Consider the following 16,367-nt stretch of genomic DNA (forward strand, 5'->3'; position numbering starts at 1 on the left):
GCGCAACGCGGGGAGGAAAGGGTTACCGGTTTTCAGTAATACGGGAGCAGAACAATCAGCAGGCAGCCTGACGCGAGCGTCACCATCGCGGCCATGATAAATTCCAGCACAACGTTAACGCGATCTCTGCGCCACCAGGCGTGCCAGAACACGGCGTCACCGTTCTGCATGGCCGCGTTACGGCGCTCTTTGCGGCGCAGACCACGGTAATCAGCGATCGCCCGCCACCACAGCGTCACCACCACGAGCCCCAGCACGCCCAGCAGCATGCCGTCCGTCAGCGTAAAGTTCAGTTCCCGGTGCCAGTGTGTATCCTGCATTTCTCATCCTTAACCGTTATGCCAGCGTCTGGGCGGTATTCTACGCTGCTTCACCCGTTACCGCCGCAAACGTGCGGAAGGCCCAGCCGCTGTCGTCATCATGCTTAACCCCGTCAGCGTCTCCCCGCTCCAGCCTGTCTGCGACATCCAGCAGATAAAGTGAAAGCGTCTCTGCGGAGGTATGTCGGATGCCCTGCAGCAGGATGGCCACGCGTTCCAGACTATCTGGCATCCGGACGTATTTAAATCCGCGCCGCCACGCCCCCGGGCGGGTTTTGCTGCTGTGTCCGTCGATAAAAATTGACGGTTCCGTTTCGGTGACTCTTGAAGCGATGTGCCACATCAGGCCTGGCGAAACCCCCGCCTCAGTGAGGCAGTCACAGCTGAAATTCCCGGCGCCGTTCTTTGAAAGCTCACCAGCAGCTGCGCGCAACGCTGCCGGAATGCCGCTTGTGAGAGAGCCGGGCGGGCCGGACCACATCAGGCTTATCTGCGTCAGCGGCCACGCATGACGAAACCATCTGTCGGTCACGCCGAGGCGCTGCAGCATCGCGTGATAATCCTGTTCGACGTTTTCCAGGTCATTCCGGCGCAGGGGCTGTTCTTCAGGTGGAACCTCTTTACGACCACGCGAACTTTCAAGAAGAAAGTTAACAAGGTTAATTAACCCTCCCCCTGCCAGCACACCTATCAGGGACAAAACACCTATTTCGGTTTGCGTCATATTCCGCTCCTCACTTCGTTACCGCATCGTCAGGTAGCTGGTCCACCTCACGCCTGATGACATACCAGCCGGCCGCCTCTGCGCCCCGCTGGCACCAGTCCGCCCAGCTGCCCGCGTAACCGTCCTCCGCCGCCTGCAGCTGCAAATCTTCCAGCGCCGCTTTACTCCGCAGCGGCGTAATATGCTGCGAGCGCGCTTTCACAATTGCCCCGCCCGCACGGGCCCGCACGGCGTGCGGTAACGCCACTTTTGCCCGTGCATCTGTGCTGAAGGTGTAACCTTCCGCCTCAATAGCGGCTGCGAAAGCGGCGAGCAGCTGCTGCCAGTACGCGGTTTCCTCATGCGCAAGTGCACGTGCAGCCATCGCCGGACTGCCGAACGGCGCCGGCACGGGAACTGACGTTCCGTGGCGAACGCTGAATGCATCAGTCCGACCCGCCTGCTTTGCAGGGAAAACCCTGCCCAGACGAACCATCACAACGGACAGCACCAGCAGCATAAGGAATAAACCGACCGCGGGCAGATGATCCGTCAGGTCACCGAGTGCACGAATACTCGCCGGCGAAAGGGAAATTTCCGCGCGACACGCGGGCTCAGGCGCGGGCGCGCTCCAGACCGGCTGCACGGCTGGCGCTGCATTCTGCTGCATGGCGGAGACCTCTGAAGATTTCCAGTCATTAACCAGTCGCGGCAGCAATTCATTCTGCATGATGCACCCCCGTCAGCATCGTCATACCGTACTGACGCATGACCTCCCCCACGTGTTTGTCGGTGAGTGAGGCCAGTACGATGGCCGACCGGACCTCTCCGCTGCACGCCAGCAGCGTCTGCAGCGCCGCGCGCAGTATCATCGACTCCGAGTACAGCGGGAACTCGGCGGTCATGCGGCGCAGCCCGGATTTGTCGTCGTCATCGAGGCGCACCTGTGCGACATGACGCTTTAACTTCTTCGGGGCCGTCTGCCCCCGTGCGTTGTGACTCATTTCAGCGCCACCTCCTCCACCTTCAGCATCCTGTCCGCGCGCGTGATGCGCACCGGCGTGTGCTCAAAGCCGAATTTTGTTGTTAACGTGCCGTACTGGTCGAAGTACACCGGCTCGTCCAGCGCGATGCTGCTGTCGTGCACGTTACCGTTGACCAGAATGACCTTATAATTCTGCTGCCCGGCGAGCTGCGGCTTCAGCCACGCCATCTGCTGCGGGTTGTCGCCATCAATGAAATACAGCGTCTCGCTGAAGGCGACCTTATCAAGCGGGTTGACCCTGTCTCCCGCCCGGGCGATGACGTTGCCGCGCATGTCCCGGATGGTTTCCCGCACCGTGAAGGTCGGGTCATACAGGAATGCCCTGTCCGTTTTCGCCGGCGTCAGGCCGGCCACCGGCGCGGGCCTGACGGCGTGGGCCTTCACCCGCGCCTCGGCCTCGCGCTGCAGCCGGTCCAGCTCACCGCTGTCTTTCATGCCCTGCAGGCGCTGGCCGATAAAGGCCAGCAGGTCGGGCTCGGCAATGGGAAACAGGTGGCCGATGGTGCCGAGCTCTTTCGCCTGCGCGGACCAGATAACCGCTGTGGCGAGCAGAGCAACCGCTGTGGTGAGCCGCTTCATGGCGTCGCCTGCATCTGGCGAGCGATATCGGCCTGAATCGCCGGCGTAATGTCGGTGACGCCGGCCACCACCGCGCCCTTCACCAGGATGACGCCGCCGTGCGCGGCCTGCCAGTCCGACAGGCTCGCGTCCAGCGCAGAGCCGAAGCGCTTCGTGAGCGCCGCCAGTCTCTCCTTATCCAGCGCAGACTGCGCGGTCTGCTGGCGGAAGGTGTCGATGGTGCCCTTCATGTCAAACACCACGTAGTCGGGCTGTACGGCCTGCGCAACCAGCGCGCTGACGCCGGCGCTGAGCGTGATGACCAGCGCGGCAAACGCGGCCAGCCGGACGCTACGACGGTGCAGCAGGCCGGAAACGTGCTTCACGGTTACGCCCTCACGCAATGGCTGCGCGTCCGGCGTTTCGCCCTCTTCAGCGGATAAGGCATGGATATCTTCCTGCATCGTTGATTCCTCTTTTTATACGGGGGTCAGGCCGGCCCAGCGCTCCAGTTCCTGCATCTCGGCCTGATACATGTGCGGCTCGCAGGCCAGCAGGTACGCGGCTTCCTCGCTGGTTGCGCCGGCCTTCTGCGCCTCTGTCATGTACTGGTAGTCCTCCCCGCGGGTACTGAACATGGCGCGCGTGACCGGGTCAACAAAGACGCGGTGGAACGAGCTGTTCTCGCCCGTGGAGATCATGACCGAGCTGAAGCCGGTATCGCGCGCCGGCTGGAAGCCGCGGATAACCTGCGTTTCCACCTCGCTGAACTGATCCGGGTTGGCGTTGAGGTAGGTTTTGAACGCTTTGGCGTCCTGCAGCAGCGTGACTTTGGTACCGGAGCAGTCCCACGCGGCGGCGGCGGCGGGCGGTGCCGCCTGGTCTTTGGTGCCCGTGAAGTCTTTGATGCCCTGCGTGATGGTGATGAACGCGCCGCGGTGACGGCGCACCGTGCGGTAGCCGGTTTCGATAAAGCGTGCCGCATGCGGGTTGGAGCCGCTGAACAGTCGCCAGGCCTCGTCAATGATGGCCACCTTCTTGAGGCTGCGCGGCGAGTGGTACATCTTTTCCTGAATCGCCAGGATCAGCGAGTACAGGATGGCGGACAGCAGGTGCGGCTGGTTTTCCAGGCTCAGCAGCTCCAGCACCGCAAAGCGGGTATCGCCGTCGAGCGTCGGGTTATCCGAGTTAAAGTAATCGCCGTTCGCCCCCCACGTGCACCAGCGGTCCAGCAGCAGCACCAGCTCGTTGATGCGGTTCATAATGGTGGGCTGTTCGCCGTACGCCTCCCTGACTTCTGCAGACGTCATGTAGTGCACCACATCATCGATGCGCGCCCGGTTCTGTTTCGCCTCATATGCCGCCACCACGCCTTTAAGCAGGATGGTTTCGCTGACCTTATCCAGCGGCTCGTTGGGGCTGGCCAGCACGGTAAGTAACCCCTGAATGCCCTCCGCCGACTCTTTAATGTCCCGCACGTTGGCAAACGGGTTAAAGCGCAGCGTCGCGCCGTCCAGATACGAACCGCCCGCCTGCCGGCAGAAGTTTTTATAGCTGCCCCCCATATCGATAACCCAGCCGAAGCCGCCAGCATTCAGCACCTGTCGCAGAATCTCCTGAATAAAAAAGCTCTTGCCCGCGCCGGTGGTGCCGGTCACCGCAATGTTAAAGTTGGTGGCACCGTTGCTCTCGCTGAACATGTCAAAAAAGGCCAGCGCGTTGCGGTAGGTCGGCAGCGGGCTGCCGGACGCCGCCATCTGGCGCTCGGCAACTACCGGCATCAGGTTCACGGCGTTAAAGCTTTTGCAGCGCAGCGTGGCGTTCATGTGCTTCATGTCGTCCCACAGCCCCTCCTGCATCAGGAACGGCAGCGAGGTCAGCCAGTTGCGCAACTGCTGATAGCGGGGTGCGGACATCTCCAGGTCATTTTTGCGGAACACGTTGATGGCCGAGAGCTCACAGCGCTGCTGCCCGCTGTCACTGTCGGGCGTGAACAGCGTGAGGTTAAGGTTGAAGCTGCACATGGCAATTTCGTTGCTGGCAAGCCCCATGCGCAGGTCGCGCCACTCCTCGTAGGTGCGCTGCGTGTTGGGGAACAGCTTGCCGTAGGAGGAGTTGGCCTTCTTGCCCATGTCCTGCTCCTTACGGAACGCCTCGTTCTGGCTGCTGACCTGTTCTTCCACGCAAACAGTCCAGCTCAGGATAAACGGACAGGGGATGCCGAGATCAGGGAAGCGCATGTTCTGCAGGTTGTCGGACGCCTGCCAGAGCGCAAACTGCTTCGGCACCTTAGTCAGCTGCATGTTCACGATGCGCGTGCTGGCCACCGTGGACGCAGCGCCCTCCTCTACGGCTCTGTCACCGGCTTTTGTGGAGGTGGTCAGCCGCAGATAATCCGGGTGCACCTCCATTTCTGTACTGGTGTCCACGCACTGACGGTGCAGCTCCTGCTCCGGGTTCCAGTGCTCGCTGGCCGTACTGACCTGACCGGGGCGGTAGTTCAGCTGCTCGCGGATGACGGACAGAAACTCCGACGGCCCCACGCGGCGCGTGTCCATGTGCGCGGCCAGCATCGAGACACGCAGCGTTTCGCGCACCTGCGCCACCGCATCCATTGACTTAATACCGCCGGTTCCGGGGTGCGCATACACCAGGAACACGCGATAGTTGCGCAGGTAGAGTGGATATTCGCGCTCGTTGGCCAGCCCCTTCAGCGCCGACCGCTCCCAGAAGGCTTTGGTAATGGCGTTCAGTCGCGGTGCCATGTCGCCCTTCCACATGTCGCGGCTCAGCCCGTTCTCCAGCATGTCGCCCACGCACTTGCTGGCCACCATCAGCACCGTGACCGGCGTCCTGCGCGGGAGCTTTTTGCGCAGCAGATCGTCCAGCGCCTGCACTACCTGCTGGTTTGCGCCGGCGAGCGGTGCCACCTCCAGCATAAAGCCTACCGAGCGGGTATTAATGAAGAGTTCAGATTTCTCGTCGAACTCGCGCCACGGCAGCAGGCTGGTCAGTGAAGGATAGCTGAAGCTTTCCCGCAGCTTCTGGCGGGCAAGCTTTGCGCCGCCCTCGTCCCGGCTGCTGCTGAGAATGCCGGCGAGGTGATCGATAACGTTACTGAGCATGCTGACCTCCTGTGTAAGGTGCGCGTAGCATGGTGTTCATCACGTCCTGTAGCAGGAAGCTTTTACCCGCGCCGGTGTCGGCGCAGATGAAAATATGCCCCGATGAAACATCGGCCTGCAGCAGACTGATACCGGGCCAGACCCGGTGATGCAGCGCGGCCGCAGACGATGCGGGCACCCGCTGCTCATGCGCGAAACGGAAAGAAAAGCGTTTTTTCATTACTCCCCCTCGCTGATAACCCGGAAATCTTCGTCCCAGCGTGATTTCTGCTTAACGAACTCCACCACGGCGGGCTGATGGAAGCTGTCCTGCTCGTCGACCCACGGCGCGATCCACAGGCGCTGCGTCGCATCAGGAATGCGGCGGGCGTCTACCTGTCCCGGCCCGCTGTAATCACCCGGCACCACCGGTGTTGCTGCGCGAACCGGCACCGTGGATGCACGGAGACTGTCTGCGCTCAGCGCCTGCCCGGAGACAGGACGGGGAGTCAGCGTCGCCACGCTCACGGGGCGGTAAGGATTAACGGCGGGCTTCACATTGCCGGGCGTCGCCAGCGCCTCAGCGGCAGGCTTTGGGCCGGCCTCCTTCTGCGCGGTCAGATCGTCGAGGCTTTTGCCTTTTGATGCCAGTTTGCTGGCGTCAGACATCGACAGGCACTGGTCCGTGGCGGTTTTGTTACAGTCAAAGTCAGAGTTCATGCCGGCGCAGCCGGTCAGCGCCGCGCACAGCAGTGCGCACGCAAAAAGTTTTTGCATGGGGGGTATCCTCAGTGGCGGCCTGGCCGCAGCGGTATTAAAAGTGAGTGGTGTGGGTTAAACGAATGGTGCGGGTTGCCCTGGTGAAGGCACAAAAATTCGCGATTCAGTCTGTATGCTTCTTTTTCATAAAGGTTTGCACCATCTGCAGGTCCTTAAGCGCATCCTCGCTCATAACGCGATGGCTGCTGGCAGCGGGTACGTTTTTTACCGGTGCTTTTATGCGTGCCCAGACATCTGCGCGCGGTGTGCCCGGTGAAACCTGGCGGATGACGTCAGCAATGTACGCCGCCAGCCGCTCAATCGTGACGTCAGCGAGTGCGGGTACGTGCCCGGAATTCTCTGCCAGCGGGCGAATTGCCGCATCCGGAACCGGTCGGGTATTAAGTCTTTCAAGCCGGAACACCATATTGCCGGCGGGATGCGTCACGCGGATGAGCAGCGCTTCCGGCGGGGTGACTTTTTTATCAGGAACCATAGGCACCTCAGATTAAGCGATAAGGTTAAAGAACCAAGCCGGAAAGGTGGAGCAGCAGCGCCGCACTGGCCAGACAGGCGCTGGCGGCACTCGCGATGGCCAGCCGCTGGAAGCTCAGCTGCATACGGCCTCCGTGTGAGTACTGTCTGCGGCCAGACGGTGCTGAATCACCTCGATTTCGGTGAGCAGCGCCGCGAGCCTGCAGCTGCTGGCCTGCGTCTTCCACGCTTTACGGTAGCGGAGTTGCAGCGCGCAGAGCCGGATACGCTGCTCCCGGCGGGTGCGTTTATTCATGATGGCTCCTGCAGTCAGATTCCCCGAGCTCATCCCGTTCACGCTCAGTGAAAGCAAAAGTCCGCCGCCGGGCGGGCGTCGTGAAGGTCTGCATCTCTTTATCAAGCCAGCAGGCAAGCATGGGGACCGAAATAAATCCTGCCTCAACCACCACCTGCTGCAGTTCACGCCAGGCCGTGACGTCCCGATAGGGATAGACCGCCAGCCTTCGGGCAATCAGGTCCTGCCAGTTAAGCGGCTCCCGCAGCCGCATGACAACGGCGGCAGCCACAACAACGGCGGGCAGCACCATCAGCCAGCCGGCCCAGACCCGCCCATGATAAGAGTAATCGCCCCAGAGCACGGCCAGTACCGCCAATGCCAGTATGCAGACAACCAGCGTGTCGGCATAAGGCGATTGGCCGTGCTTCCAGCTGGCCACCATGACCCGTATCTCTCCCAGCTGACGGCGCCGGCGTTTTTCATCGGATAAGCGTGTCCTGATCATGCCGCCTCCCCGCGCGCGGTGATGTGAAAGCGCATATGGCTTTCCACCGGCACGCGCACCTGGCGGTTCATCAGGGTCAGGAGCAGAATGGCGCGCTTTGTACCATCCGGTTCACACCACACCGCCTCCAGCCCCTCGAATGCCCCGTCCTCAATCATCACGCGGTCACCGTTCACCGGCGCGTCCGTGGTAAGCGGCACGCCCTCCCAGCCGGTCTCCAGCTGCGCGATGACGCGGTCGGGCACCACCGCCGGCAGGCCGCCAAAGCTGATGAGCGTGGAAATCCCCCGCGTGCCCTTGATGGCGGTGGTGTGCACCACCTCCGGATCGAAGCGCACAAACAGGTAGCCCGGAAAGAGCGGCTGCGGCGTCACGCCGCGCACCCTGCCGTTGCGCAGCCGGACGCGGGAAAACACCGGCAGCAGGCAGGTGACGCCCTGACCCTGCAGCTGTTGACAGGCGTACTTCTCCTGCGCCCACTTTGTCTGTGCCACGTACCAGTTTTCCATCGCTCACTCCTGTCAGTTAATGGTGTCGCCGAGGCGCAGCTGGCTGGCCTGACGCAGAACTTCATCGGGGTTTAACACCGGGGCGCTGTTGCTGCCGCCGGTGCTGACCGGCTGGTTCGCTGCGGTCTGCTGCACCACCGGCTGCGGTGCCTCTTTCTGTGCCTTTTCGGCATCAGCGTCTTCGATGGTTTCCAGCCTGAAGCCCTTCTGGAACACCACGGTTACGGCGTTGCCGGCACCGATATCAATCACCGGGTGGTACTGCTCGGCGCGCTTAATCCAGTACTGGCTCAGCGTGTCCGCCGCCTTGCTGGCGCCGCCGCCGAAGCCCTGTTTAAGAATGTCACCGGCACCGACAGAGGCACTTGCACCGAGTCCTACCGTCGGCGTGGCGGCAGACTTGATGCCCTCGCCGAAGCCCGACAGCAGGCCGGCCGCGCCGGCGTTGGCGATGATGGCGCCGTTACGCATCACCGGCTTACCGCGGATGCCTACCTTGCCCTGGAAGGACACGTGACCGTCGAACGGCATGTCGATATGCTTGCCGTTCTTCAGGATGCAGCTGATGTTATGGGTGCGCACCTCGCCGCGCTCGCTGGAGATATCGCCGTACATCTCTCCGGTGACGCGGCACTGGTCCATGCTCCAGGTCTTGCCGTTGGGCATGGAGACGTCACCAAGCAGGGTAATGACCACCGGCGAGGTATTCTGCTGGCCGGTCACACTGGCGTTGGCGTCAGCGCCCTCAATCATCACCGCCTCAGAGAAGGAGCCGGAGGGGATCCAGGGCAGCTTCGTCTTTTTGTCGGTGAGCGCGGCGTAAGTGAAGGTGTCGCGGCTCAGACCGCCCGGGCGCACCGTGCCGGCGCCAGGGTAGAACCCCTGCCCCTGCGCGGGATAGAACTGACTGCCCTGCCCGGCAGCCGGTCCGCCGTCGGGATTGCTGATGCTCCACTGCGCCGGACCGGACTGTCCGGCCGGGACGGGGCCATTCGCCGGTGAAGTGCTGGCTGGCTGCGAGGCGGCAGGCGCCTTACTCCCCTGCGCCTGCTGCGTCTGCAGCTGCGTGATGGCGTCGGCCATTGTGCTGAGCTGCTTTTTGAGCTCGTCGTTCTGGCTTTTAAGCGTGCTGGTCAGCGTGCCGAGGTCGCGCTCAAGCCCCGCAGTCTTGTTCTGCTGCTGCTGCAGCGCCGCAGTGGCCACACCATCGGTAAAGGAGGTGTTTATCAGGCCGCCGGTCAGGTTCGGCGCGGCCTTCGGTGCGGGCTTGTTCAGCTCCGCCTGATGGTGCGAGTACGCCCAGATGCCGCCGCCCACCGCCAGCATGACCGCGGCGGAGACGCCGGCAATCACCCACTGTCGGCGGCGCGTGGCGGTATTGATGTTGCTCATGAGCCGCCCTCCGCGTCAGTGGAGAAAATCACCCACACGAAGCCCTCGCCGTTTGCATAAAGCGTGCGGGTTGAAAGCATCACCGCGCGCACGCCCTTCTGCCAGAACTGCTTTTCGCTGAGCGCCCGCGTCACGTAGCCGGTGTTTTTCATGCGGTAGCGCATCACGCGCAGGTGCGAGCCGGCCAGCTGGCGCTCCGGCGTCAGCTGCACGCCCGAGGGCGGGTTATACGCCGGGCCGCGCGAGACTTTCACCTCGGTGTAGTTCTCCGGCACGTCGCCGTTCACGATGCTGCGGGCAACGCTCACCAGCGTTTTCTGGAAGGGCTGGCTTTCCTCCCACACCTTCGCGTCCGGGTTGGGCTTCAGCGGCACGTCCGCCGGAATCAGGTGCAGCGTGCGGCCGTTGCCGGGTTTCGGTGAGACGTCAATCGAGACGCCGACGCCCCCGGCGGTTTCCAGGAACAGGGTGAAGTCCTGCCCGGTCAGCGGCGTAATCAGCAGCGCGCCGTCGGCGGTGGTGGCCTTCGTGTAGGCGTTATCCGGACCAGTCACGGCGGTGATGAGCTCGCCGTCGATGATGATTTTGTTGGGGCTGGTATTGCTCATCTGCGCCTTCAGGTGCGCGTTGTTCTCAAACATGGTTCCGGCCGGGCCGGGCACCGCGGCCTGTGCGGCGGGCAGCAGCGCCAGCGCGCCGGCCACGGCGATGGCGGAAAGGGTCATTTTCATGGGGTCAGTCCTGTTGCGGGCGGCGTTCAGGTTGGGTCCAGGGCACCTCGGGGAAGGCCGTCAGGCGGATAAGGCCGTCCACGTAGTGCACGCTGAGCCGGTAGGCTTTATGCGAATCCGGAAGTGATATCTTCAGGTTGCCGTTGGTGGTGCTGGCGCTCAGCGTGCCCTGCGCAATGACGTCGCCGGTGGTGGTGTCGGTCATTTCGTCATCGATGCGGAACACGGAGGAGACGCCGTTCTTTTTGATGTACTCAGCTTCGGCGGCGAGCTGCTTTTTCAGGTCGTCACGGTATTCAGCGGGAACGAAGCGCAGCAGGGCGGCGTGCTGGCTGTCCACGGTTTCCGGCGTGACGGACAGGCGCAGGTTAATGAAAGAGCGCACCAGCATGCCGTTTAAGGCCGCGTCTCCGGAGGCGGAACCGGAGGTGAACGGGCGGTCAAACATCATCGGGGTAGTGATGGTCCTCTGCGTTTTCGCAAAGTGCCACGCCAGCGCGCCGGTGACGACGGTGCTGGCAGCGAGAATAAACACGAGCAGCGAAAGCGCGCACAGGGCCAGAATGATTACCCGGTTGCGCCCTTCCCGGACCTGATACTTCATAGCGTTATCCTTTTAATAAGCGCCACCCGAAGGCGGCGCGCGGGTTACTGCATCCAGTGCCGGTTACCCGAGTCAGGCACGCGGCGGAACTGCAGCCGGAGCAGCGCGGTGGGCAGGTACCAGTAAAGAAGGTTCATGAGCCACCAGGTGCCCTGCCCCTTCTTCAGGTGGCGGACCAGCAGCCAGAGCGCGGCGGCCACAATGAGCATGATGATGAACATGTCGCAGAGCAGGCCGATGCCGGCGCACGCAAGGATGAGCACGGCCTCCTCTGTGGGGAGTCCGATAAGGCGTTTCTGCTCATTGAGGGTTTCCGGGAACTGGTACTGAAGCGATTCCCTGTCCATACGGGATTAGCCGGCCAGTGAGAAGAGCGTGCGGGTAACAACAACAAGAAAAGCCAGGCCGCCCACGAACAGCGCCGGGTTACGGGTTTTGATGAAGGTGATAATGGAAATGACGACTTCGGCCATGTACAGCCCCCACTCAACGGTGCTGCCGTGACCAAACGTATCCTTGGCGTCCTGCTTCTGACCGGACAGCAGGTCCTCTGCGCGCACAAGGTGCGGCAGCGCGAGGGCCAGCACGACCAGCGCCAGCAGCAGTACGTTCGCACGGTGGCGATAACCATATGCATACATCTGGCTAAAGGCGCGGCGGGTGATGCCGATAAGTCCCTCTGGCGCCGCCCCGCTTAGCGTCGCGCAGGCTTCCGCAGACCCCTGCACCGGTGCAGGGTGTGAAGTGACAACTTTCATGTATAAAACCCTCGATTTGAGTTAAAGAAATGTCAGTGTGCGTAAACAGACGTAACGCGCCGTAAGTGTACATTTTCTCAAAAAAAAAAAATCTGTGACGCACGTCACACTTTTAAAGTCTCTCACGCTCCTTTTTAGGATTATTCCTGAAAGGGCGTGGCGTACGCTTGCTGCCTGTCCAGGGTGAGCCTCGTAGGGAGGTGATAACGCATGAAAGTAAAAGAAAAGATGGCCGACGGTCGCGGTCGACCACGGAAATATGCCCGCGGGGAAATGCAGTACAGGAAACTGTGGTTACCGGAGAACCTGCTGATGGAATTACGCGTGGCGGCACGCGTCCGTCGGTATACCACCAACGACGAAATCATCAGCCGGTTAATTACGTCGATGCAGTTTTCTCCGCGGCGTCACGTGATTAAAACCGACGAGGGACAGCGGCTGGTTGCGCTGGCCAGGATGTTCGATGAGTTTATTCAGTCCCGTCTGGATATTATCCGGGAAAAATGCAGGAATGATGGAGAGAAAAATACAGATAAAAAAACGTTCACCCCGGGAAAAAGCAAGGCCTTCAGCAGCAGCTTTCCGGAGAATCTGCGCCGGGACATGGAAATCAGCGCGCGGTTTAACCGCCGCAGCGTGAACATGGAAATACAGGTGCGCCTGCTGGATTCGCTCAATTACTTAACGGAGCAGCAGCTGCCGGAGAATGAGGAGGTAAGACGGCTGCGCGAACTGGCTATTTTATTTGACGAGTTCATTCTGGAAAAAGTCGTGGTGGCGGAGAATCCGATAGCGGGAAAAGAGACCGGGTCGTAAGGGAAAACCGGCGAGCCATAACAGCATTAAATGAAATATTTTTAATTTTAAAATCGTTTAATTAATTTCACTTCTTACTAACCGGAAGGGTGCCGCCAGCCGCTTCGTTAAAACAGACGGCACCCGGCCAGTGGTTGTGGCCAGTTAAAAGGAATTCAGCGCTATTATTTATCAGCGCATTTATGAAACTGCTGAATTCTCACTGATGGTAAACACATGCCGGGCATTTATCTTCGTCTGAATGAAGGTAACTGAATGATGCTATCCCCTGCATCATTAATAAATGGAGTTCACATCCTGACTACATCTGAAACACACAATCTTATTCCGTGGCAGGTAATTTCATCCATGCTTCAGGCGCTCTCTGCATGCCATACCGGGTGCTGAGTGCCACCCGGATTAAAACGGGATGCCCGGTGAGCGCGCAGGGGGATAAGGATACATTTGTTTTTTCTCCCCCCGCTACGCTCAGCAGCCATTCTGAGGGGAAACTTAAACTAATTAATACTTCTCCCTGCCCCTTACCGTTTATTAATAAGTTTTAAAACTGTTACTCATAACGATGTCAGGCGTCAGCATGACCGCTCTCTTCATGCCGGACAAAATGCCGGTTATCGGCATCGCTTTCAGAACTGTCAATTTCGGCCAGGTACTGGCTCAGCAGCGTGTCTATGCGCTCGGTTCCGCCTCCTCCTGTTGCGTTAACATACAGTTCTGTCATCATGGTCAGTAATATCATAATGCCTTCTTTACTGCCGCTGACTTTTCTGATGAGTTCGCGGTTAAATTCTTTCTGATTGAAGGTGTCCTCTTTGTTTTTGGCTTTATGCATAATCAGACCAAGCCGTAATAATTCATTGCACGTTGATGACAGGCTGACTTCGGCCGGGCTGGCCCCGTTCTGAATGTCCAGAAGATAAATATCCCTGATTTCCTTCTCAATTTTATCTTTGACGTAAATGCCCATTCTGCCCATTATCTTTTCTCCTGAGTGGCTTAATTAACCACCGTTATATTTTCTTTAGCGTTTCGTGCTGTGGCCGGTTTAACTGCACTATCAGACGATACCAGCACTGAGTGTGCACTTGGCTCTGGAATTCTGAATTATACAGGTAGTCGTTACCGACACCATCATGTCGTAGAGTGTGACACTGTACGACATACAATACACTGATTAAAAATCACATCTACATTCCTACGATACTGTATCGCAGGAACCTACGACAACAGGTAGTAGGAACCGACGATACACTATCGTAGCTTGCGACACCATTGTGTCGTCGTTTCCTACGACAAAACAGGAACATACACCTTGCAAATAATCACCCAACCCACATAACACAATGAATTAAAACACAAAAACAGCAAGTTAAAATCTTGCGTGGGGTGTGATAAAATTATATATCTCAAAAGCGGCTTGTTAAATAACGCTATCCTCCTGAATTCTTTATATCCCTGACGATGTTCATCACCTGCCCGTCAGCGCACAGTGCGCGTCTGTAACGAATTATCTTGCATCAGACGATCTGAGCGCGTATTTTTCACACGAACCCGCCTGACGCGTTATGCGCATGTACGTGAGACAATAAGAATGAAATGGTTTGCAGCTTTCGGGCTTGCCGCTGTATTCAGCGTGCAGGCCGCGCCGGAAATGTGTTTTACCAAAGCCGGTCAGGATTTCGGCATTGATCCGCGCCTGCTGATGGCACATTCAATACAGGAGTCGCGCATGCGTAATAACGCCCTGAACACGAAAAGCAGCGGCGGAACGCACGACGTCTGTAATATGCAGATTAACAGCTCTCACTTTAATCAGCTGAAACGATTTGATATTACGCGGGAAAGGTTGCTTAAGGATCCGTGCATCTGCATTTACACCGGCGCGTGGATCGAGGCGCGCAACTTCAGGCAGTACGGCAGGAACTGGGACAGCGTCGGGATGTATAACACCGGCCCCAGTCCGAAGCTGATAAAACAGCGACGTGAATATGCGGCCATCATAAAAAGTATTTACCGCGTGCTGATCGCCCGCGATGAAGTTTACGCCGCCATGTCACAACAGAATAAAAAAACGCCCGCGCCGGAAACCTTTCTCAGCGCGGACGTCAGCACCGCATCACAATAACCCCGGCAGCCGGGGGTTAACCGTTATGATTTGAGTTTTGCAAACTCTTCCGCCATTTTCCACAGCGCCTGATTCAGCTTAATATCGCCATCAATACCCGTTACCGGGCGCGTGGTGGTTCTTTTTCCCTTCGCCGTTCTGCCGGTGACGCCGCCCTTGATCAGGTTTTCCTGCACGATATTAAACGCGGTCCATAAGTCGGTGCCTTTGTCATACCAGGCGCGCGGCTGAATAATCCGCTCAGCTGTTACCGGCGGCTCTTTTCCATCATACTTATATTCCAGCGCCAGCTGACCCAGCAGGCGGCGTTCTTCATTGTTAACCTGAATCCCTTTCATGATGTCGATGTTATTTTCGACCTTGTCGAATACGCCCAGTACTTCATAAGCGCCCTCAATAACCTGCGACACGATATCGCCTTTATGCGGCACGCTGATTTCACCGAATGATTTCCAGCATACCAGGCCGTTGCTGCACACCTGCCGGAAAATACCGGGGATCATTTTATAACTGCTGGAGCCGTCGTGGCTGTTCAGTAATACAATTTCCGGCACTTCCCCGCCGCCGTTATTATTTCCCCGGCGCAGGCGGATCATGTGTTTGGTAAAGTCGCGGCGCTCCGGGTCGCGCACGCGGGACTGGCTCGCAAAATAAGGCTGAAAGCCTTCCTCGCGCAGTTTATCCAGCAGTGTAACGGTCGGAATATAGGTATAACGGTCTGAGCGCGAGTCATGTTTTTCTTCGGAAAATGCGCTCGGCACGACGCGCATTAATTCATCATTGCTCAGCGGGTGATTTTTACGTACGGAGGTCGGGGCAGCGTAGCGGGTAGCAAAACGGACCATAATCAGATTCCTTATATTGAGAAAGAGGGTGAAATAAATCTGTTTTCTGACCGGGATCAGTTCCCGGCCGCAGCGGCGGCGTAATACTCCCGGACGACCACAAATCCGGTGTCGTATTCCTGGACGGCTGCGGGCCAGCCTTTGTGGACATAAATCTTCAGGGCTTCCGGCTCCGGGGTGGGCTCCTCAATCAGCACCAATCCGGCCAGTACGGCACTGTGTACGCCTGCCACGCCGGTAAACTCCCCGTTCGCACGGATCCAGCGGTACAGGTCCGCAAACTGAGCCGGGCTCAGGTCGATGCTTTCCTGTCCCTTCACCCATGTTTCGGTAGATTCGGCAGCGGCGGTTTTGACGTTCTGTGTGTTCATGCTGGTTCTCCTGTTGTCGGTTGCTGAAACCATGTTTCGGTGAGTTCGTTGCGGCGAAGGGCAAAGGAGCAACGACGAAGAGAGGGCATAAAGGGGCGACGACGAAAAGTTTTTGCGGCACCAGGCAAAAAGTTTTTGGCGGCGTGCACTTCACCCCTTTCTGCCTGAACCGGCGGTGCTACGACCAGCCCTCCGCAACGGACTGGCCGTAACATGCGCAGACGGGGCGGGATGAGCAGGAATGCACCCCGGACGGCTTTGCCGGTCCGGGCCTCAGCGGCCACGGCTTTTCGTGGCCAGTGAACGCGCGGGCGCGAGCCCGCTGCAGGAGTTGACCTCAGCCATCAGACCCTAGCCGCAGGCCCGGAACGCGGTCCCTCGCGGTCCGGCGGAGCTTGCCGGCTCTGCCGGTTAGCGGAGTAGGGCTCGACGACCCGGCTTGCCGGGGAG

Annotated in this window: 23 protein-coding genes; 2 read left to right on the forward strand and 21 right to left on the reverse strand. The window is 59.2% G+C overall.

Going from position 1 to position 16,367, the window contains the following annotated elements; genetic code table 11:
- Nucleotides 1-32: 32 nt before the first annotated feature.
- From F3J36_RS19720 to F3J36_RS19805, 18 genes are all read right to left on the reverse strand, one after another.
- Nucleotides 33-320: a hypothetical protein gene (locus tag F3J36_RS19720; RefSeq protein ID WP_166720357.1), complete on the reverse strand. Its 288-nt coding sequence runs from the start codon at nucleotides 318-320 to the stop codon at nucleotides 33-35.
- A 40-nt stretch (nucleotides 321-360) separates the two neighbouring features.
- Nucleotides 361-1,044 (reverse strand): hypothetical protein, encoded by a 684-nt coding sequence (locus F3J36_RS19725; RefSeq protein WP_127835198.1) that lies wholly within the window; start codon nucleotides 1,042-1,044, stop codon nucleotides 361-363.
- A 10-nt stretch (nucleotides 1,045-1,054) separates the two neighbouring features.
- The gene (locus F3J36_RS19730) at nucleotides 1,055-1,693 is read right to left on the reverse strand and encodes a hypothetical protein (RefSeq protein WP_166720358.1); all 639 of its coding nucleotides are present in this window, start codon (nucleotides 1,691-1,693) and stop codon (nucleotides 1,055-1,057) included.
- Nucleotides 1,694-1,742: 49 nt separating this feature from the next.
- Nucleotides 1,743-2,027 (reverse strand): hypothetical protein, encoded by a 285-nt coding sequence (locus F3J36_RS19735; RefSeq protein ID WP_127835200.1) that lies wholly within the window; start codon nucleotides 2,025-2,027, stop codon nucleotides 1,743-1,745.
- Nucleotides 2,024-2,647, reverse strand: a complete 624-nt coding sequence (traW, locus tag F3J36_RS19740; protein ID WP_127835201.1) for a type-F conjugative transfer system protein TraW — start codon at nucleotides 2,645-2,647, stop codon at nucleotides 2,024-2,026. Before traW ends, F3J36_RS19735 begins: the two co-directional genes overlap by 4 nt.
- Nucleotides 2,644-3,090, reverse strand: a complete 447-nt coding sequence (gene trbI, locus F3J36_RS19745; protein WP_166720359.1) for a type-F conjugative transfer system protein TrbI — start codon at nucleotides 3,088-3,090, stop codon at nucleotides 2,644-2,646. Before trbI ends, traW begins: the two co-directional genes overlap by 4 nt.
- A 15-nt stretch (nucleotides 3,091-3,105) precedes the next feature.
- Nucleotides 3,106-5,751 (reverse strand): type IV secretion system protein TraC, encoded by a 2,646-nt coding sequence (gene traC / locus F3J36_RS19750; protein ID WP_127835203.1) that lies wholly within the window; start codon nucleotides 5,749-5,751, stop codon nucleotides 3,106-3,108.
- The gene (locus F3J36_RS19755) at nucleotides 5,741-5,971 is read right to left on the reverse strand and encodes a hypothetical protein (RefSeq protein WP_166720360.1); all 231 of its coding nucleotides are present in this window, start codon (nucleotides 5,969-5,971) and stop codon (nucleotides 5,741-5,743) included. The genes traC and F3J36_RS19755 overlap by 11 nt, the downstream gene beginning before the upstream one ends.
- Nucleotides 5,971-6,507, reverse strand: coding sequence for a type IV conjugative transfer system lipoprotein TraV (traV, locus tag F3J36_RS19760; protein ID WP_166720361.1), 537 nt, complete (start codon nucleotides 6,505-6,507; stop codon nucleotides 5,971-5,973). Before traV ends, F3J36_RS19755 begins: the two co-directional genes overlap by 1 nt.
- Nucleotides 6,508-6,613: 106 nt before the next feature.
- Complete coding sequence (locus F3J36_RS19765; RefSeq protein WP_166720362.1) at nucleotides 6,614-6,985, reverse strand: hypothetical protein; 372 nt, start codon at nucleotides 6,983-6,985, stop codon at nucleotides 6,614-6,616.
- A 114-nt stretch (nucleotides 6,986-7,099) separates the two neighbouring features.
- A complete protein-coding gene (locus F3J36_RS19770) occupies nucleotides 7,100-7,279 on the reverse strand; it encodes a hypothetical protein (RefSeq protein ID WP_166720363.1) in 180 nt (59 codons plus the stop codon).
- Entirely contained in the window at nucleotides 7,272-7,766 is a 495-nt protein-coding gene (locus F3J36_RS19775) for a hypothetical protein (RefSeq protein ID WP_166720364.1), read from the reverse strand. Before F3J36_RS19775 ends, F3J36_RS19770 begins: the two co-directional genes overlap by 8 nt.
- A complete protein-coding gene (gene rfaH / locus F3J36_RS19780) occupies nucleotides 7,763-8,275 on the reverse strand; it encodes a transcription/translation regulatory transformer protein RfaH (RefSeq protein WP_166720365.1) in 513 nt (170 codons plus the stop codon). The genes F3J36_RS19775 and rfaH overlap by 4 nt, the downstream gene beginning before the upstream one ends.
- A 12-nt stretch (nucleotides 8,276-8,287) precedes the next feature.
- Nucleotides 8,288-9,667, reverse strand: coding sequence for an F-type conjugal transfer pilus assembly protein TraB (gene traB / locus F3J36_RS19785; RefSeq protein ID WP_166720366.1), 1,380 nt, complete (start codon nucleotides 9,665-9,667; stop codon nucleotides 8,288-8,290).
- Entirely contained in the window at nucleotides 9,664-10,398 is a 735-nt protein-coding gene (gene traK / locus F3J36_RS19790; protein WP_166720367.1) for an F-type conjugal transfer protein TraK, read from the reverse strand. The genes traB and traK overlap by 4 nt, the downstream gene beginning before the upstream one ends.
- A 4-nt stretch (nucleotides 10,399-10,402) precedes the next feature.
- The gene (locus tag F3J36_RS19795) at nucleotides 10,403-11,002 is read right to left on the reverse strand and encodes a TraE/TraK family type IV conjugative transfer system protein (RefSeq protein WP_141496854.1); all 600 of its coding nucleotides are present in this window, start codon (nucleotides 11,000-11,002) and stop codon (nucleotides 10,403-10,405) included.
- Nucleotides 11,003-11,046: 44 nt separating this feature from the next.
- The gene (gene traL / locus F3J36_RS19800; RefSeq protein WP_127835212.1) at nucleotides 11,047-11,349 is read right to left on the reverse strand and encodes a type IV conjugative transfer system protein TraL; all 303 of its coding nucleotides are present in this window, start codon (nucleotides 11,347-11,349) and stop codon (nucleotides 11,047-11,049) included.
- A 6-nt stretch (nucleotides 11,350-11,355) separates the two neighbouring features.
- Nucleotides 11,356-11,760: a conjugal transfer protein TraA gene (locus F3J36_RS19805; protein WP_141496853.1), complete on the reverse strand. Its 405-nt coding sequence runs from the start codon at nucleotides 11,758-11,760 to the stop codon at nucleotides 11,356-11,358.
- A 210-nt stretch (nucleotides 11,761-11,970) separates the two neighbouring features.
- Between F3J36_RS19805 and F3J36_RS19810 the strand changes: the two genes are divergently transcribed.
- Nucleotides 11,971-12,576, forward strand: coding sequence for a hypothetical protein (locus F3J36_RS19810; protein WP_166720368.1), 606 nt, complete (start codon nucleotides 11,971-11,973; stop codon nucleotides 12,574-12,576).
- Between the two features lie 565 nt (nucleotides 12,577-13,141).
- On the opposite strand, the gene F3J36_RS19815 is transcribed toward F3J36_RS19810, so the two are convergent.
- Nucleotides 13,142-13,552, reverse strand: coding sequence for a relaxosome protein TraM (locus F3J36_RS19815; RefSeq protein ID WP_059012500.1), 411 nt, complete (start codon nucleotides 13,550-13,552; stop codon nucleotides 13,142-13,144).
- Between the two features lie 615 nt (nucleotides 13,553-14,167).
- Between F3J36_RS19815 and F3J36_RS19820 the strand changes: the two genes are divergently transcribed.
- The gene (locus tag F3J36_RS19820) at nucleotides 14,168-14,701 is read left to right on the forward strand and encodes a lytic transglycosylase domain-containing protein (protein WP_150059784.1); all 534 of its coding nucleotides are present in this window, start codon (nucleotides 14,168-14,170) and stop codon (nucleotides 14,699-14,701) included.
- A 23-nt stretch (nucleotides 14,702-14,724) separates the two neighbouring features.
- Here the strand turns inward: F3J36_RS19820 and F3J36_RS19825 are convergent, their stop codons facing one another.
- Both F3J36_RS19825 and F3J36_RS19830 read right to left on the reverse strand, forming a co-directional pair.
- Entirely contained in the window at nucleotides 14,725-15,546 is an 822-nt protein-coding gene (locus F3J36_RS19825; protein ID WP_059012503.1) for a DUF932 domain-containing protein, read from the reverse strand.
- Nucleotides 15,547-15,602: 56 nt separating this feature from the next.
- Nucleotides 15,603-15,917, reverse strand: coding sequence for a hypothetical protein (locus F3J36_RS19830; RefSeq protein WP_166720369.1), 315 nt, complete (start codon nucleotides 15,915-15,917; stop codon nucleotides 15,603-15,605).
- Nucleotides 15,918-16,367 lie beyond the last annotated feature (450 nt).

This window comes from Pantoea sp. Cy-640 (assembly GCF_011752635.1).
Classification (GTDB): Bacteria; Pseudomonadota; Gammaproteobacteria; order Enterobacterales; family Enterobacteriaceae; genus Pantoea; species Pantoea dispersa.

What these genes read in the sequence shown, in the direction of transcription:
- F3J36_RS19720 (WP_166720357.1), bottom strand. Translation starts at nt 320, where the DNA reads ATGCAGGATACACACTGGCACCGGGAACTGAACTTTACGCTGACGGAC.
- F3J36_RS19725 (WP_127835198.1), bottom strand. Translation starts at nt 1,044, where the DNA reads ATGACGCAAACCGAAATAGGTGTTTTGTCCCTGATAGGTGTGCTGGCA.
- F3J36_RS19730 (WP_166720358.1), bottom strand. Translation starts at nt 1,693, where the DNA reads ATGCAGCAGAATGCAGCGCCAGCCGTGCAGCCGGTCTGGAGCGCGCCC.
- F3J36_RS19735 (WP_127835200.1), bottom strand. Translation starts at nt 2,027, where the DNA reads ATGAGTCACAACGCACGGGGGCAGACGGCCCCGAAGAAGTTAAAGCGT.
- traW (WP_127835201.1), bottom strand. Translation starts at nt 2,647, where the DNA reads ATGAAGCGGCTCACCACAGCGGTTGCTCTGCTCGCCACAGCGGTTATC.
- trbI (WP_166720359.1), bottom strand. Translation starts at nt 3,090, where the DNA reads ATGCAGGAAGATATCCATGCCTTATCCGCTGAAGAGGGCGAAACGCCG.
- traC (WP_127835203.1), bottom strand. Translation starts at nt 5,751, where the DNA reads ATGCTCAGTAACGTTATCGATCACCTCGCCGGCATTCTCAGCAGCAGC.
- F3J36_RS19755 (WP_166720360.1), bottom strand. Translation starts at nt 5,971, where the DNA reads ATGAAAAAACGCTTTTCTTTCCGTTTCGCGCATGAGCAGCGGGTGCCC.
- traV (WP_166720361.1), bottom strand. Translation starts at nt 6,507, where the DNA reads ATGCAAAAACTTTTTGCGTGCGCACTGCTGTGCGCGGCGCTGACCGGC.
- F3J36_RS19765 (WP_166720362.1), bottom strand. Translation starts at nt 6,985, where the DNA reads ATGGTTCCTGATAAAAAAGTCACCCCGCCGGAAGCGCTGCTCATCCGC.
- F3J36_RS19770 (WP_166720363.1), bottom strand. Translation starts at nt 7,279, where the DNA reads ATGAATAAACGCACCCGCCGGGAGCAGCGTATCCGGCTCTGCGCGCTG.
- F3J36_RS19775 (WP_166720364.1), bottom strand. Translation starts at nt 7,766, where the DNA reads ATGATCAGGACACGCTTATCCGATGAAAAACGCCGGCGCCGTCAGCTG.
- rfaH (WP_166720365.1), bottom strand. Translation starts at nt 8,275, where the DNA reads ATGGAAAACTGGTACGTGGCACAGACAAAGTGGGCGCAGGAGAAGTAC.
- traB (WP_166720366.1), bottom strand. Translation starts at nt 9,667, where the DNA reads ATGAGCAACATCAATACCGCCACGCGCCGCCGACAGTGGGTGATTGCC.
- traK (WP_166720367.1), bottom strand. Translation starts at nt 10,398, where the DNA reads ATGAAAATGACCCTTTCCGCCATCGCCGTGGCCGGCGCGCTGGCGCTG.
- F3J36_RS19795 (WP_141496854.1), bottom strand. Translation starts at nt 11,002, where the DNA reads ATGAAGTATCAGGTCCGGGAAGGGCGCAACCGGGTAATCATTCTGGCC.
- traL (WP_127835212.1), bottom strand. Translation starts at nt 11,349, where the DNA reads ATGGACAGGGAATCGCTTCAGTACCAGTTCCCGGAAACCCTCAATGAG.
- F3J36_RS19805 (WP_141496853.1), bottom strand. Translation starts at nt 11,760, where the DNA reads ATGAAAGTTGTCACTTCACACCCTGCACCGGTGCAGGGGTCTGCGGAA.
- F3J36_RS19810 (WP_166720368.1), top strand. Translation starts at nt 11,971, where the DNA reads ATGAAAGTAAAAGAAAAGATGGCCGACGGTCGCGGTCGACCACGGAAA.
- F3J36_RS19815 (WP_059012500.1), bottom strand. Translation starts at nt 13,552, where the DNA reads ATGGGCAGAATGGGCATTTACGTCAAAGATAAAATTGAGAAGGAAATC.
- F3J36_RS19820 (WP_150059784.1), top strand. Translation starts at nt 14,168, where the DNA reads ATGAAATGGTTTGCAGCTTTCGGGCTTGCCGCTGTATTCAGCGTGCAG.
- F3J36_RS19825 (WP_059012503.1), bottom strand. Translation starts at nt 15,546, where the DNA reads ATGGTCCGTTTTGCTACCCGCTACGCTGCCCCGACCTCCGTACGTAAA.
- F3J36_RS19830 (WP_166720369.1), bottom strand. Translation starts at nt 15,917, where the DNA reads ATGAACACACAGAACGTCAAAACCGCCGCTGCCGAATCTACCGAAACA.